We start from the raw sequence: 15,185 nt of genomic DNA, 5'->3' as shown, positions 1-15,185 counted from the left end.
TGTGGGGGCAGACGGCTTTGACATGCGGGCCGCGGTTGCTAGATTGCTTCATCCCCCGGCACGGAATGACCATGGCCAATACAGGTTCACAAGAGCTGGCGCAGTTCGTGCGCGATGCCCTGGCCAGCGGCCAGGACCGCGAGTCGATCGCCAGTGCGCTGGCCGCGGCAGGCTGGCCGGATGCCCTGGTGGCGGATGCACTGGCGGCCTATGCCGACGTGCCGTTCCCGGTCCCCGTACCCCGGCCGCGACCCTACCTGTCGGCGCGCGAGGCGTTCCTTTACCTGACGCTGTTCGCCACGCTCTACATTTCCGCCTTCCAGCTCGGCAGCCTGCTGTTCGACCTGATCAACCGTGCCTGGCCGGATCCGGCCGACCCGGCCTGGCAGGTCGCGCGCCAGGCAACATCGATGCGGTGGGCGATGGCATCGATCGTGGTGGCGTTCCCGGTTTACCTGTTCCTGGCCCACCACCTGTCGCAGGCGATGGCGCGCAGCCCCGGAAAACGCCTGTCGGCGGTGCGGCGCTGGCTGACCTACCTGACGCTTTTCATCGCCGCCTGCGTGCTGGTGGGCGACCTGATCACCCTGGTGCACGCCCTGCTGTCGGGAGAACTCACGCTGCGCTTCGCGCTCAAGGTGGGCGTGGTGGCGATGATCACCGGCGGCATCTTCGGCTGGTACCTGTGGGACCTGCGCAACGAGGAGAGGGAATCGTGAGCGCCGGCAGGGGGCTGGCACTGGCCGCCATCGTGGTGGTGGTCGCGGCGCTGGCCCTGGGGCTGTGGGCCTCGGGTTCGCCGGGCACGCAGCGCGAGTTTCGCCTGGACGAACGACGCGTGACCGACCTGCAGGGCATCGTGGCCGCCATTGGTCGTCACTACGAGGTCCATCGCGCTCTTCCGCCCAACCTGGGCGCCCTGGCGGAGGCTCCCGGAAGCCGCCTGTCCACCAGCGATCCGGTTACTGGCACAGCCTACGATTATGAAATCGTGGACGCGCGGCGCTACCGCGTCTGCGCCAGCTTCGCCCACGACACCGCCGAGGAAACCATCCGGATGGCCGCGCCCTGGTGGCACGGCGCGGGACGGCATTGTTTCGAACAGCGCGTGGGCGAGGACCCGGAAGAATGAAAAGACATTTCTCGATGATCCGCGACTTCCATCTGGCCGACTGGTTCACCCTGGCCAACGCCTTCTGCGGCACGGGCGCGATCTTCGCGGCCATGCGTTTCCTGCAGGACGGCCGCGTCGGCGACCTGCTGTGGGGCATGGCGCTGGTGCCGCTGGCCTTCGTGTTCGACGCGCTCGACGGCTGGGTGGCGCGCCAGCGCCACGGCGCGTCGCTGCTGGGCCGCGAACTCGATTCGCTGTCGGACGTGATTTCCTTCGGCGTGGCGCCGGCGGCGCTGGCCTATGCCTGCGGCATGCAGGGTGGCTGGGATTGGCTGGTGCTGTCGTATTTCGTCGGCTGCGGGGTTAGCCGGCTGGCGCGTTTCAACGTCACCGCCGAAGCACTGTCGGAAGGCGCCGCCAAGGTGCGCTTCTTCGAGGGCACGCCCATCCCCACCAGCGTGGTGCTGGTCGGACTGATGGCCGTCGCCGCCTGGCAGGGCGAAATCGGCGACAACCTGTGGTTCGGCCGCCTCGACCTGGGCTGGCAGCTGCATCCGCTGGTGCTGCTATTCGCGGTGTCGGGTTCGCTGATGATCAGCAAGACGGTGCGCATCCCGAAGCCGTGAACCGGGGGGCTTCAGCCGAGCAGCTGGATCGCGATCAGCGGCGTCAGGTTGAAAACGATGATCAGCAGCTTGTACACCGCCATCGCGCCATAGTGGATGGCATCGAAGAGTTCGTCGGAAAGTCGGAACCAGCGTCGGTGCAGGCGGCGGATAGGTTCGCGGAACCAGGCCATCGCGCCCAGCCAGACCAGCAGGATCGCGTAGTTGATCGCAAGCGACCAGAGCAGCAGCTCGGTGATCGAATCGGAGGTCATGGGCCTTCTCCGGTGGGATGTGGCCGGTCCAGAATAGACCAGGCATCCGGCTTAGGTGGGATTAATGCGGGGCGGTGGACACTCGGTACCCCATCGAGGAGTACTGCCATGTCACGCGCCCCTTCGCTCTTGCACTGGACGGCAGCCGCCCTGCTCGTGACGACCACCGCGGCGGCGCATACGCCGCCGGTGCCGCAGGACGACACTCAGGACCCGCCGGGGGAGACCGCCTCGGCGTCGATGGACGAACCCGCTATCCCGACCGATGCGCTGCTTGCCTCGCCCGATGGGCGCAATGACCTGCGTGTACAGGTCTTGCTGGACCGGGCGCGGTTTTCGCCCGGTGAAATCGACGGCGTCGCCGGCTCCAACCAGGCCGGGGCGCTGCGTGCGTTCCAGCGCCAGCAGGGCCTGGATCCCACCGGCGAGGCCGACGAAGACACCTGGCTGGCGCTCGAGGCCAATGCTTCGCCCACCCTGGTGGACGTGGTGTTGAGCGAAGAAGACGTCGCCGGCCCTTTCGTGGAAATCCCCTCGGACATGATGGCCAAGGCGGCGCTTGCTTCCATGGGTTTCACCGGTGCCGTCGAAAAGCTGGGCGAACGGTTCCACGCCAGCCCGGCGCTGCTGCGCGAACTCAATCCGCAGGCCCGGTTCGAAGCCGGTGAATCCATCCAGGTGCCCAACGTCGAGCACGACCTGGAGCTTCCGGCGGCGTCCACCGTCGTGGTCGACGAATCCGACGGGGCCCTGTGGCTGCTCGACGCCCAGGACGCGGTGATCGCCTGGTTCCCGGCGACGTCGGGCAGCGAAAACGACCCGCTGCCGATCGGCGACTGGACGATCAACGGCGTGGCCCATGACCCGGTGTTCAACTACGATCCGAGCCTGTTCCATGCCGCGGATCCGGCGCACGAAAAGGCGACGCTCCAGCCCGGTCCGAACAATCCGGTGGGCGTGGCCTGGATCGACTTGAGCAAGCCGCATTACGGCATCCATGGCACCCCGGAGCCCGCGAACATCAGCAAGACGCAATCCAATGGCTGCATCCGTCTGACCAACTGGGACGTCGTGCGCGTGGCCGGGGCAGTTTCGCCCGGCACGGCCGTGCGGCTGCAGGAGTAGCGCACGATGCGGGCAGGCCTGGTGTTCCTGGCGGGACTGTTGGTGGGAGGCCTGGCGGTGGCCTGGCTGGTGGCCGAGGTGCCGCCGGAAGCACCACCGTCCGGCGGCGTCGCCGAGGCGCCTGCCGCCCCGGCCGCACCCACGGCGTCGGCACCCGGCGTGCTGCCGCCACCGACGGCCGGGCCGGCGCGCGAGCCCGACCCTCGCCGCCTCCGCGAGGAGAACATCGAAGGCACGCTGGAAGTGGCGATCGACGAAGCCGTCGAAGAGGCCATCGAAAAAAGCCCGTCCCCTACCGTGGGCAACGACGCGACCACCAGCGCCGCGGCCCCGGCGCGGGAAACGCCCTTGCTGCCGCCCCTGCGCATCCCGGTCGAAGGCATCGCGGCAGCGGACCTGTTCGACAGTTTCGCCGATGCGCGTGGCCAGGATCGGGTGCACGACGCCCTGGACATCATGGCGCCGGAAGGCACGCCGGTGCTTGCCGCCGCCGACGGGCCGGTCGTCAAACTGTTCGACTCCGTGCCGGGCGGCCTGACCCTCTACCAGTTCGACGAGGCCGGCCAGGTGGCGTTTTACTACGCGCACCTGCAGCGCTACGCCGAGGGCGTGCAAGAGGGCAAACAGCTGCATCAGGGCGACGTCCTGGGCTACGTGGGCCATACCGGAAACGCCAACCCGGCCGCCCCCCACCTGCATTTCGCCATCTTCGTGCTCGGGCCGGAAAAGCGCTGGTGGCAGGGCGAGGCGATCAATCCCTATCCGCTGCTTGTGAAAGCCCCGCAATAGCCCGGCGCAGCGGACCCGACCCGAAACCGGTTTGACGCTGGTTTTACCGGCCCGGTGCATCGTTCCCTCCGACCGCCATCAGGGCGGGGAAAATCGGAGCACGAACATGTGGAAGAGCATTCGTTGGACGGCCGGGACGGTGGCGGGACTGTTGTTGGTGGTGACGCTGGCGGGCTGGGCCTACGTCGAAAGCCTTGACCTGGCGTCCGAGCCGCGGGGCAATCGGGTCGCCACGGCAAGCGACCTGGCCTTCGTCCGCGACGGCGTCCGTCATCGGCGAGGGCGCGTGCTGGCCGTGCTGAGCAGCACGGCCAGCTTTGACCAGGAGCGGCGCAAAGGCGGCTACGAGCTCACCGAGATCTCGCGAGCCTACTGGGTGTTCACGGCCAACGGCTATGAGGTGGACCTGGCCAGCCCCCAGGGGGGGACGCCACCGCAAACGCTGGATGATGGCCTGGTCGATGCGGACTACGCCTTTCTCAACGATCCGGCCGCCCAGGCCAAACTGGCCGATACGATACCGCTGGCCGATGTGGATCCTTCGCGGTACGACGCGGTCTATTTCGTCGGGGGCAAGGGAGCGATGTTCGATTTTCCCGGCGATCCCGACATTGCGCGGATCGTTCGCGACATCGAACCACGCGGCGTGATCGGCGCCGTCTGTCACGGGCCCGCGGCGTTGCTGGACATTGAACTGGCTGATGGCCGCACGCTGCTGCGGGGGCGGCGAGTGACGGGATTCACCAATGCGGAAGAACTGTTCCTCATCGAGCAGGCCCGGGATGTCTTTCCGTTCCTGTTGCAGGATGCGCTGGCACGACAATCCACGGGATTCGTGGAAGGTCCCATTTACCTGGACAACACCGTGGTGGATGGCCGCCTCGTCACCGGGCAGAACCCTTGGTCGACGTGGACGGTCGCCGAAGCGATGGTGCGTGCCCTGGGACATGATCCGGTGGCCCGCGATCCCACCAGCGAAGAAGTCAGCGTCGGTTTGCTGGCGACCTACTACGCACAGGGCCTGGACCGGGCGTTGGCGAGCAAGCAGGCCGGCCCAAGGGCAAGCAAGCACCTGCTTCTGATGCATGCCCTCGTTGCCGCCATGCAGTGGCGCCTGCGCGACGCCTGGCAGCTCCAGCAGCTTGCCCGGAATTAGGCGATCATCGGTACCCACAGTGGAGGGACGCCAGGTGACGGCGGGGTCGATCCGTGTATTGCTCGTCGAAGATGATCTGGATGTGGCCGCCGGCATCGGCGACTACCTGGAGGCCAACGGGCTGCGCGTTGACTACGCCGCGAATGCCTTCGAAGCCCGGGCGCAGGTCGCCAGGGCGTGTTTCGACGTGCTGGTACTGGACGTCAACCTGCCGGGTCAGGATGGCATCGGCCTGTGCCGCGACCTCAAGCAGGCGCAAGGGCTGGGCACGCCTGCCATCTTCCTCACCGCCCGCGGGGCGCTGCAGGACAAGCTTGAGGGTTTCGCGGCCGGTGCGATCGACTACATGGTCAAGCCCTTCGCGCCGGTGGAGCTGCTGGTGCGGATTCGCGCCATCTGCGCGCGCGTGGCGAGCCAGTCCCCCGTTTGTGTGGACGTAGCGGGATATACCCTCGACCTGCACAGCGGCCTGCTGAGCCATGCTGGCCGGAGCCTGCAGCTGCACTCCGCGGGCCTGGCCATCCTGGGAAGGCTGATGCAGGCCCATCCGCGCAGCGTCAGCAAGCAGGCGCTGCGCGAGGACCTGTGGGGCGATCAGTCGCCCCAGAGCGATCCCCTGCGTGCCCACGTCTACCAGTTGCGCCAGGCGATGCTCGAGCGTTTCGGCGAGGCTCCGATCAGCACGGTGCGTGGCATCGGCTACCGCTTCGGTGCAGAACCATGAGCGGTAAACGGAACCTGAGCCAGGTGCTGGCCCGGCAGTGGATCGCTTTCGCCCTGGTGCTGGCGGCAGGCTTTTCGGCAATGACGCTGCTACTGCTGTTCGTGCTCGAGGACGGGTTCATCGATGACCGGCTTGGCAACGTCGCCGGCGGTATCGTCGATCTGGAATCGGCGCGATTGCCCGACCGCTTCGAACTGCATGCACGGGAGCATGCGCCAGCCGAGCTCCGGCAAGCCATGCACGGTCGCCGACCGGGGGGCATCAGGGAATTCCGGCTGGCCGATGATCGCTACGTGCACGTGCTGGCCGGTCGTAGCCCGGCCGGCGAGGACTACCTGCTGGTGTACGACGTCAGCAACCAGCTGCGGGTAAACCAGGCCCTGGCGCGCGCCTGGCCCTGGCTGGTGGTGATGGCGGTGGCGCTGGCACTGGTCGCCTGGCTGCTTTCGCGCTGGCTCGTATCGCGCATTTCCCGGCGGGCGCGTGGGTTGATCGAGCATATCGGCGGCAGCCCGGACCCCGGGACGCTGAAGTCGCTCGCGGCGACGGAAGAGATCGCCGAGTTCAGCCAGCTGGCGCACCTGGCGGCCGAATCCTGGGGTGCGCGCCTGCAGGCATTGGCGCTGGAGCGCGAAACGCTGGCGTTCCTCGGCCATGAACTGCGCACGCCGCTGCAGTCCGCGCGCACCAGCCTGGCCCTGCTCAAGGACGATCCCCACGACCAGCGGGCGTGGAACCGGCTGCAGCGTGCGCATGACCGGTTGCTGCGGGCGAGCCACAGCGTCCTGTGGCTGGCGAGCGACATCGAACCTCCCGTGGACGCTCGCTGCGCCGTCGGCCCCCTGTTGGCCGGCCTGGCCGAAGAATTCGGCCCGCTTGCCGACACCCGCCGGCAAACCCTGGCCGTGCAGGCTACGCCCGGGCTGGAGTGGGCGCTGCCGGAGGACATCGCCGAGACGGTGGTGGCCAACGGATTGCTCAATGCCATCCAGCACGGGGGCGCCGGGACCATCTCGATCGACGCGACGCCGGACGGGCTGCAGATGCACAACCCGCTGCCGGTCGATGCGGGACCCGCGGGTTTCGGGCTGGGCCTGCCGCTGGCGGAGCGGCTGCTGGCCCGGTTCGGATGGACACTCTCGCGCACGGAGGCCGAAGGTCAGGTCGAGCTCCGCCTTGCGCCTAGACCCAGCCGGTCGCGTAGAACACGCCGATGATGAAGAACACCGCCAGCGTCTTGATGATCGTGATCGCGAAGATGTCCTTGTAGGCCTGGCGGTGGGTCAGGCCGGTGACCGCCAGCAGGGTGATCACCGCGCCGTTGTGGGGCAGGGTGTCCATGCCGCCGCTGGCCATCGAGGCCACGCGGTGCAGCACCTCCATCGGGATGCCGGCGGCGTTGGCGTTGGCGATGAAGGTGTCCGACATGGCCGCAAGCGCGATGGACATGCCGCCCGAGGCCGAGCCGGTGATGCCGGCCAGCGCGGTGACGGTGATCGCTTCGTTGATCAGCGGGTCGGGGATCGTTCCTAGCGCGCCGGCCACCACCAGGAAGCCGGGCAGGGCCGCGATGACGGCGCCGAAGCCGTATTCCGACGCCGTGTTCATGGACGCAAGCAAGGCGCCGCCGATGGCCGGCTGGGTGCTCTCGGCGAAGTGCGTGCTCACCGCCTTCCAGGCCAGCACCACCACCGCCAGGATGCCGGTCAGCAGGGCGGCCTCGACCGCCCAGATGGCCGCCACCCGCGACACTTCCTGCACCACCGGCGCGGCATTGCCGATCACCGACGGTTCGAAACTGTGGCTTTCCCCGTAGTACCGCGGAATCAGCATCGTGTAGACCTTGTTGCTCACGCCCACCAGCACCAGTGGCAGCAGCGCGATCCAGGGGTTGGCGAGTTTGTCGCCGGCGTAAGGCGCCGGTTCGTTCTTAAGTTCGGTGCCATAACCTTCGCCGGCGCGCTGGGCCACGCGCCGGCGCCATTCCAGGTAGCTCATGCCCAGCGCCAGGATGAACAGGCCGCCCAGCGTGCCCAGCACCGGCGCCGCCCAGGTGTCGGTGCCGAAAAAGCCGGTGGGGATGATGTTCTGGATCTGCGGCGTGCCTGGCAGGGCGTCCATGGTGAAGGTGAAGGCGCCCAGGGCGATCGTTCCCGGGATCAGGCGCTTGGGGATGTCGGCCTGGCGGAACAGTTCGGCGGCGAAGGGATACACCGCGAACACCACCACGAACAGCGACACGCCGCCGTAGGTGAGGATGGCGCAGACCGCGACGATCGAGAGGATGGCGCGCTCGGGCCCGAACAGGCGGATCGTGGCCGCCACGATGGACTTGGAAAAGCCCGAGACCTCGATCAGCTTGCCGAAGATGGCGCCCAGCAGGAACACCGGGAAATAGAGCTTGAGGAAGCCGACCATCTTGTCCATGAACAGCCCGGTGAACATCGGCGCCACCAGGGATGGGTCGGTCAGCAGCACCGCGCCCAGGGCCGCGACCGGTGCGAACAGGATGACGCTGTAGCCGCGGTAGGCCACGAACATCAGGAAACACAGCGCCGCCAGCACGATAAGGAAGGACATGGCCAGGAACCCCGGAAAACACAGGGCTCGAGTGTCCGCAGGCGCGGCGCCGGCGACCACTTGTACCAAGGTACAGGTGCCGCTGCGGTGGCCCGGTCGTAGTCTGCCGTGCAACCGGCCAACCGGCCGCCCGCCACGTTAGTTCGAGGGGAACCCATGAAGCGCAAGCAACTGAGCCTGGCCATCGGCCTCACCCTGTCCCTGGTTGCCCTGCAGGCGACGGCGCAGGACGCGCCGGCCGCCGACGCGGCCCAGGACGAAGCCCTGGCGACCCTCGACGTGCTGGAAGTGACCGCGCGCCGCCGCACCGAGTCCATCCAGGACGTACCGGTGGCCGTGAGCGCCTTCAGCGAAGACGCCATGCGCAACCTGCAGGCGACCAGCATCGACGGCCTGCAGGGCGCCGTGCCGAACATGAACATCGTGCAGGGCCGCGGTTCCTCCAACTCGGTGAACGTCTTCATCCGCGGCATCGGCCAGCCCGACGCGCTGCAGACCTTCGACCCGGGCGTGGGCATGTACGTGGACGACGTCTACTACTCACGCATCAACGGGGCGCTGTTCTCGCTGTTCGACGTCAGCCAGGTCGAGGTGCTGCGCGGCCCGCAGGGCACGCTTTACGGCAAGAACAGCACCGGCGGCGCGGTGAAGATCACCACCCGCAATCCCTTCGACGACCAGGGCGGTTCGGTCGAGCTGACCGCGGGCGACTACGGTCGCGCCGAAGGTCGCGTGTACGCCGCCGGCCAGCTCAGCGACACCCTGGCCGTGAGCCTGGCGGCCGCGAAGATCACCCGCGACGGTTACGTCACCGACCCGTCCACGGGCCAGGAATACAACGACGAGGACACCACCGCCGCCCGCGTGAAGTTCGCCTTCCGCCCCAGCGACACCTTCAGCGGCACGCTGTCGGTGGACTACACCCGCCAGGACAACGCCCTGACCCTGGGCCAGCCGGTGGCGCCGCTCTACGGCGTGGACCTTGCGCTTGGCATCGTGCTCTACCGCCTGCCGACCCCGGGCGAATACAACTTCCAGACCCGCACCTCGTTCGCGCCCGACCGGGGCCAGAAGATGACCCACCGCGGCGCTTCGCTGGGCCTGGAATGGGTGCTGGGCGACCGCTGGACCGCCAAGTCGATCACCTCCTTCCGCAAGCTCGACACCGCCTCCTTCATCGACATCGACGCCTCCGAGTTCGAGCTCGGCGACGTGTTCGTGGGCGTGGACCAGCGCCAGGCCAGCCAGGAACTGCAGCTGCAGTACGACAACGGCGACGACCTGCAGGCGATCTTCGGCCTTTATTACATGGACGAACAGGTGCCGTCGCACCAGGAAGCCTACGCCCACGACTTCCTGCTGTTCGCCGGTACGCCGATCAGCTTCCTGCGCACCATCGACGACGACCTGTCGAACAAGTCGGTGGCCGGCTTCGCGCACTTCAACTGGGAGTTCACGCCCAGCTGGACCCTGGCCGCGGGCCTGCGCTACACCAAGGACAGCAAGAAGTATTTCCGCACCACGTCCACCTTCTCGAACATCCTGGGCAACGCCGATCCGGCGCTGGCCTTCAACATCTCCGGCAACTGGACCGCGTTCACCCCGAGCGTGAGCCTGCAGAAGGAATTCAGCGAGCAGGTGATGGGCTACGTGTCGGCCAACCGCGGCTACAAGGCCGGTGGTTTCAACGGCCGCGCCAACGCCGCCACCGAGATCAGCGCCTTCGAGCCCGAATACGTCTGGACCTACGAGGCCGGCGTCAAGATGCAGTCGGACGACCGCCGCCTTACGGGCCGCATCGCCGCCTTCCACAGTCAGTACAAGGATTTCCAGGCCCGCGTTTCCGAGATCATCAACCCCAGCGACCCGGTGCCCAACTTCGCCTTCCCGGTGCTCAACGCGGCCGAGCTGGCCATCAACGGCATCGAGTTCGAAGGCATGGCGCGCCTGGGCGACAACACCCTGCTGTCCACCCAGCTTGGCTGGATGGACGCGAGCTACGAGGAGTTCAACGACCCGCGCGTGGCGGTGAACCCGGCGCTTGCCGGCCTGCACGAGCACGTGCCGTTCTCCCCGGAGTTCACCGGCCGGGTCGCCCTGCAGCACAGCTTCGAGCTGGCCAACGGCAGCCTGCTGACCTTCGGCGGCGACGTGTCCTACCGCTCGGAAACCTGGCTGAGCGTGGACAACGCCCCGGGCCTGAGCCAGGGCGCGTACACGCTGGCCGGCCTGTTCGGCGTCTGGGATTCGGCCGACGCCCGCTGGCAGCTGCGCGCCGGCGTGCGCAACCTCACCGACGAGGTCTACAAGGTCGACGGCCAGGAATTCTCGTCCATCGGCGGCATCCAGACGGCCTACTTCGGCGCGCCGCGCAACTACTACGCGTCGCTTCGCTACAACTTCTGAGTGATGGCAGTGTTTCCCCGGGAATTTTCCCAACGGGTCGCGCAAGCGGCCCGTGTTTTTGTGCCCCTGGCGCTGCTGGCCGGCTGCAGCGCCCAACCCCCGCCGCCGCTGCCCGCGATCACGGTCGATCCCGACCGGGTCGCGGTCGCCGGCTTGTCGTCCGGCGCGATCATGGCGAGCCAGGCGCATTTCGCCTGGTCGGATCGACTGCGTGGCGCGGCGCTGGTCGCCGGCCCGCCCTATGGCTGCGCCGGGGGATCGCTGGAAACGGCGCTTGGGCCCTGCATCGAAGCCAGCCCCTACCTGCCTGATGCGTCGCGCCTGGCCGGGCGCGTGCGCGAACGCGCCGCCGCCGGCCAACTGGCGCCGCTGGCCGGCCTGGCCGGCGACGTGGTCTACGTGCTGCACGGGCGCGATGACGCCATCGTGGCGCCGGCGCTGGCCGATTCGGTGGCTGGTGTTTACCAAGCCCTGTCCGACGAAGCGGGCGGCCTGCGCGTGGAGAAGGACACCGACCGCGCCTTCCCGCACCTGCTGCCGACCCTCGACAGCGGCGTCGACTGCAGCCTGGGCGGCGAACCCTGGCTCGGCCGCTGCGATTTCGACGCTGCCGGCGCGATGATGGCCCGGCTGTTCGGCGAGCCCGGCAAGGCCGCACCTGCCGAAGCCGCGGGTGAGCTGCACCGCTTCGACCAGGCCCCGTTCGCGCCGGCCGGCCTTGACCCGAGCATGGCCGAGGCGGGCTACCTCTACCTGCCACCGGACTGCGCGGCGGGCGCCGCCTGCGGCGTGCTGGTGGCCTTCCATGGCTGCCAGCAGAACGCCGACAAGGTCGGCGAAAGTTTCGTGCGCGACGCCGGCTTCAACCGCTGGGCCGACGTGCACCGCGTGGCCGTGCTGTATCCTCAGGTGCGATCGAGCTACCTGCCGCTGAATCCGAAGGCATGCTGGGACTGGTGGGGTTACACGGGCGAGGCCTACGACACCCGCGACGGCGCGCAGCTGCGCTGGCTGGCCGCGGCATTGGCCGCCCTGGGCGCCCCGATGCCGTGAGGCAGGCGCGGTCGTGCTGACCGACTCGCTGGTCATCGGTGCCGGCCTGCTGTGGCTGGGCCTGTTGTTCGGCACCGCGCTGCTGGCCGAGCGCCGACCGGGACTGCTGGCGAAACAATGGCCAGCGGTCTACAGCCTGTCGCTGGCGGTGTACTGCACGTCCTGGACCTTCTACGGCACGGTCACCCAGGCCCAGCGTTCGGGCTGGGCGATCCCGCCGACCTTCCTGGGCACGATCCTGCTGTACCTGCTGGGCTTTGGCTTCCTGCTCAAGCTGCTGCGCCTCGCGCGCGAACACAACTCGACCTCGCTGGCCGACCTTATCGCCACCCGCCTGGGCCGGAGCTCCTGGCTGGCGGCGGCGGTCACCTTCGTGGCGGTGATGGGCATCGTTCCTTACATCGCGCTGCAGCTCAAGGCGGTGGCGATGAGCTACGGCCTGCTCACGCGTGCGTCCGAACTGGCGCCGCCGCCCTGGCAGGACAGCGCGCTTTACGTGGCGCTGGCGATGGGCCTGTTCGCGATGCTGTTCGGTACTCGCCGGGTGTCCGCCGCGGAACACAACCGCGGCCTGGTGCTGGCGATGGCAGTGGAGTCGTTGCTGAAGCTTGGCGCGATGCTGGCGCTGGGCGCCTTCGTGGTGTTCGGCCTGGACCTGCCCGACGTGGACGTGCCGCCGCCGCCGGCCGACGGCGCCAGCGGTTTCCCGGCGCTGGTGCTGCTGGGGGCGTTGGCGATGTTCACACTGCCGCACCAGTTCCACGTCGGCATCGTCGAGTGCCGGCAGGAGCGCGAACTGCGCACGGCACGCTGGCTGTTCCCGCTGTACATGCTGCTGATCGCGCTGCCGATCCTGCCGCTGGCACGCGCGGGCGATGCGCTGCTGGCGCCGATCGGCGTGCCTTCGGACCTGTACGTGCTGGCGCTGCCGCTGGCCGAGGGCCATGAGGCCCTGGCCCTGCTGGCCTTCCTGGGCGGGCTCAGCGCGGCCACCGGCATGGTGATCCTGGCCACGCTGGCGCTGAGCGTGATGATCGGCAACCACTGGCTGGCGCCGCTGCTGGTGCGCGGCCGGTGGTCGGGCGGCGCCGGCGAAGGCGCCGACCTGCGCGGCGCCGTGCTAACCCAGCGGCGTATCGGCATCCTGGCCGTGGTGCTGCTGGCCTGGGGCTACAGCCGGCTGATCGCCGGGTCGGACGCACTGGCCGACATCGGCGCCTTGTCGTTTTCGGCGCTGGCGACGCTGGCACCGGCCGTGGCCTTCGCCGTCTGGCGGCCGCAGACGCCGGCACGCGCCGTGCTGGCCGGCCTGGGCGTGGCGGTGGCGCTGTGGTGCTGGGTGCTGCTGGTGCCGGCACTGGCGGACGCCGGTGGCCCGTCGCCGGCCTGGCTGCAGGGCGGCCCCTTCAGCTGGACCTGGCTGGCGCCGGAACAGATGTTCGGCCTGGGCGACTGGAGCCGCATCGGTCGCGCGACGCTGCTCAGCCTGGCCGCGGGCGCGCTGGTGCCGTGGATGCTGGCATCGCGCCTGGACGTGGCCTCGCCCGATCGCGGCGGCGCGCTGTCGCGCGAGGCACTGCGCGAGGTCGCGGTGCGCTTCCTGCCGGTGGCGCGCGTGGACGCGGTGCTGGCCGGCGCGGCGGCCGGGCAGGCGGTGCCGGGGGAACTGCAGCAGCGCATCGAACGCGAACTGGCGGCGGTGCTGGGCGCCGCCTCGGCGCGGCTGCTGCTCGATGCGGCCAGGCGCGCCCAGGGCACCGACCTGGACACCGTGGCCACCATCGTCGGCGAAGCCTCGCAGGCGCTGCGCTTCAACCAGCGCGTGCTGGAAGCGGCGCTGGAGAACATGAGCCAGGGTATTTCGGTGGTCGATTCCGAGCTGCGCCTGGTCGCCTGGAACCGGCGCTATGCCGAGCTGTTCGACTACCCGGGGCCGCTGCTGCAGGTGGGCGTGCCGGTCGCCGAACTGGTGGCGCACAACGTGGGCCGCGGCCTGGCTGGCGGCGGTCCGCCCGAACGCGAGGTCGCCAAGCGCCTGCGGCACATGCGCGCGGGCACGCCCTACGTCGCCGAGCGCCGTTTCGGCGACGTGGTCGTCGAGATCCGCGGCAACCCGATGCCCGGCGGTGGGTTCGTGGCGACCTTCACCGACGTCACCGATTTCCGGCGCAGCGAGGCCGAACTCAAGTCGGTCGCCGAGACCCTGGAACAGCGCGTGGTCGAACGCACCGCGCAGCTGGCCGGTGCCAAGGCCGAGGCCGAACGGGCGAACCGCGGCAAGTCGCGCTTCCTGGCCGCGGTCAGCCACGACCTGGCGCAGCCCTTGAACGCGGCGCACCTGTTCGTGCACGCGCTGGCGCCGCGGCTCGAACATGGCCCGCACCGCGAAGCGCTGGCGAACATCGACGGCGCCCTGGTTTCCGCCGAAGGCCTGCTGGCCGGCCTGCTCGACATCTCGCGGCTCGATGCCGGCGGCATGGAGCCCAAGCCGCAGGCCTTCGCCATCGACGACCTGCTGGGCCACCTGGCCGCCGAATTCGGTGTATTGGCCGAACAGAAGGGCCTGGTGCTGGACCGGGTACCGACCGGCGCCTGGGTCTTCACCGACCCGCAGCTGCTTCGCCGCGTGCTGCAGAACTTCCTGGGCAATGCCGTGCGCTACACCGCGCGCGGCCGCATCCTGATCGGCTGCCGGCGTCGCGGCGACGCCCTGGCCATCGAGGTCTGGGACACCGGCCCGGGCATCGCGGAAGGCGACCAGAAGCTGATCTTCGAAGAGTTCCGCCGCCTCGACAAAGGCGGGCAGGGCCTGGGCATCGGCCTGGCCATCGCCGAACGGGTGGCGCGCCTGCTCGGGCTGCCGCTGAGGCTGCGTTCCTGGCCGGGGCGGGGCACGGTGTTTTCCATCGAGGTGCCGCGCGCGACGCCGGCGCCGGCCGATGCGGTTGCGACCCCGGAAGCCACGCCGGAACCGCCGCGCAGCCGCGTACTGGTGGTCGACAACGACCCGGACGTGCTGCGCGGCATGCAGGCCCTGCTGGGCGGATGGGGCTGCGACGTGCTGGCGGCGCGCGACGGCGACGAAGCGGCGGCGCGCGTGGCCGAAGCCGGCGTGCCCGACCTGCTGCTGCTCGATTTCCACCTCGACGGCGGCCAGACCGGCCTGATGCTGCGCGAACACCTGGCCTCCCTGATGCCGGAGCGTCCCTGCGTGGTGATCACCGCCGACCACGGACCCGAGGTACGCGACGCCATTGCCGCCGCCGGCTGCCAGCTGCTGCACAAGCCGCTCAAGCCGCTGGCCTTGAAGTCGATGATGTCGCGCCTGCTGGGCCCGACCAACCTGTAGGAGCGCCTT

General features: G+C 69.1%; 13 protein-coding genes. 11 read left to right on the top strand and 2 right to left on the bottom strand.

Features of this window, described 5'->3' with window-relative positions:
• The first annotated feature begins 71 nt into the window (after positions 1-71).
• From IEX13_RS07130 to IEX13_RS07120, 3 genes are read left to right on the top strand one after another with little or no spacing between them, the layout of a single operon-like run.
• The gene (locus IEX13_RS07130) at positions 72-719 is read left to right on the top strand and encodes a DUF5671 domain-containing protein (RefSeq protein ID WP_188662563.1); all 648 of its coding nucleotides are present in this window, start codon (positions 72-74) and stop codon (positions 717-719) included.
• On the top strand, positions 716-1,132 hold the full coding sequence (locus IEX13_RS07125; protein WP_188662561.1) for a hypothetical protein: 417 nt from the start codon (positions 716-718) through the stop codon (positions 1,130-1,132). Before IEX13_RS07130 ends, IEX13_RS07125 begins: the two co-directional genes overlap by 4 nt.
• Complete coding sequence (locus IEX13_RS07120; protein ID WP_188662559.1) at positions 1,129-1,740, top strand: CDP-alcohol phosphatidyltransferase family protein; 612 nt, start codon at positions 1,129-1,131, stop codon at positions 1,738-1,740. Before IEX13_RS07125 ends, IEX13_RS07120 begins: the two co-directional genes overlap by 4 nt.
• Positions 1,741-1,751: 11 nt before the next feature.
• On the opposite strand, the gene IEX13_RS07115 is transcribed toward IEX13_RS07120, so the two are convergent.
• A complete protein-coding gene (locus IEX13_RS07115) occupies positions 1,752-1,994 on the bottom strand; it encodes a DUF6868 family protein (RefSeq protein ID WP_188662557.1) in 243 nt (80 codons plus the stop codon).
• Positions 1,995-2,234: 240 nt separating this feature from the next.
• On the opposite strand from IEX13_RS07115, the gene IEX13_RS07110 reads away from it, so the two are divergent.
• The 5 genes from IEX13_RS07110 to IEX13_RS07090 all read left to right on the top strand — a co-directional run bounded on the left by IEX13_RS07110 (position 2,235) and on the right by IEX13_RS07090 (position 7,005).
• Positions 2,235-3,119 (top strand): L,D-transpeptidase family protein, encoded by an 885-nt coding sequence (locus IEX13_RS07110; RefSeq protein WP_425489080.1) that lies wholly within the window; start codon positions 2,235-2,237, stop codon positions 3,117-3,119.
• Between the two features lie 6 nt (positions 3,120-3,125).
• A complete protein-coding gene (locus tag IEX13_RS07105; RefSeq protein ID WP_188662554.1) occupies positions 3,126-3,908 on the top strand; it encodes a M23 family metallopeptidase in 783 nt (260 codons plus the stop codon).
• 106 nt (positions 3,909-4,014) lie between these two features.
• Entirely contained in the window at positions 4,015-5,064 is a 1,050-nt protein-coding gene (locus tag IEX13_RS07100; RefSeq protein ID WP_188662552.1) for a type 1 glutamine amidotransferase domain-containing protein, read from the top strand.
• The gene (locus IEX13_RS07095) at positions 4,994-5,788 is read left to right on the top strand and encodes a response regulator transcription factor (protein ID WP_268235875.1); all 795 of its coding nucleotides are present in this window, start codon (positions 4,994-4,996) and stop codon (positions 5,786-5,788) included. The genes IEX13_RS07100 and IEX13_RS07095 overlap by 71 nt, the downstream gene beginning before the upstream one ends.
• Complete coding sequence (locus tag IEX13_RS07090; RefSeq protein ID WP_188662548.1) at positions 5,785-7,005, top strand: sensor histidine kinase; 1,221 nt, start codon at positions 5,785-5,787, stop codon at positions 7,003-7,005. Before IEX13_RS07095 ends, IEX13_RS07090 begins: the two co-directional genes overlap by 4 nt.
• Here the strand turns inward: IEX13_RS07090 and IEX13_RS07085 are convergent.
• Positions 6,971-8,368, bottom strand: coding sequence for a GntP family permease (locus IEX13_RS07085; protein ID WP_188662546.1), 1,398 nt, complete (start codon positions 8,366-8,368; stop codon positions 6,971-6,973). The two genes, IEX13_RS07090 and IEX13_RS07085, sit on opposite strands and share 35 nt — an antisense overlap.
• Positions 8,369-8,524: 156 nt before the next feature.
• Between IEX13_RS07085 and IEX13_RS07080 the strand changes: the two genes are divergently transcribed.
• The 3 genes from IEX13_RS07080 to IEX13_RS07070 are packed head-to-tail and all read left to right on the top strand — an operon-like array spanning position 8,525 to position 15,176.
• The gene (locus IEX13_RS07080; protein WP_188662544.1) at positions 8,525-10,774 is read left to right on the top strand and encodes a TonB-dependent receptor; all 2,250 of its coding nucleotides are present in this window, start codon (positions 8,525-8,527) and stop codon (positions 10,772-10,774) included.
• A 60-nt stretch (positions 10,775-10,834) separates the two neighbouring features.
• On the top strand, positions 10,835-11,827 hold the full coding sequence (locus tag IEX13_RS07075) for an extracellular catalytic domain type 2 short-chain-length polyhydroxyalkanoate depolymerase (protein WP_229668474.1): 993 nt from the start codon (positions 10,835-10,837) through the stop codon (positions 11,825-11,827).
• A 13-nt stretch (positions 11,828-11,840) separates the two neighbouring features.
• On the top strand, positions 11,841-15,176 hold the full coding sequence (locus IEX13_RS07070) for a hybrid sensor histidine kinase/response regulator (protein ID WP_188662540.1): 3,336 nt from the start codon (positions 11,841-11,843) through the stop codon (positions 15,174-15,176).
• The last annotated feature ends 9 nt before the right edge of the window (positions 15,177-15,185 follow it).

It is taken from the genome of Arenimonas soli (genome assembly GCF_014643775.1).
Taxonomy (GTDB): domain Bacteria; phylum Pseudomonadota; class Gammaproteobacteria; order Xanthomonadales; family Xanthomonadaceae; genus Arenimonas; species Arenimonas soli.
This window is presented reverse-complemented; position numbering and strand designations above follow the sequence as displayed.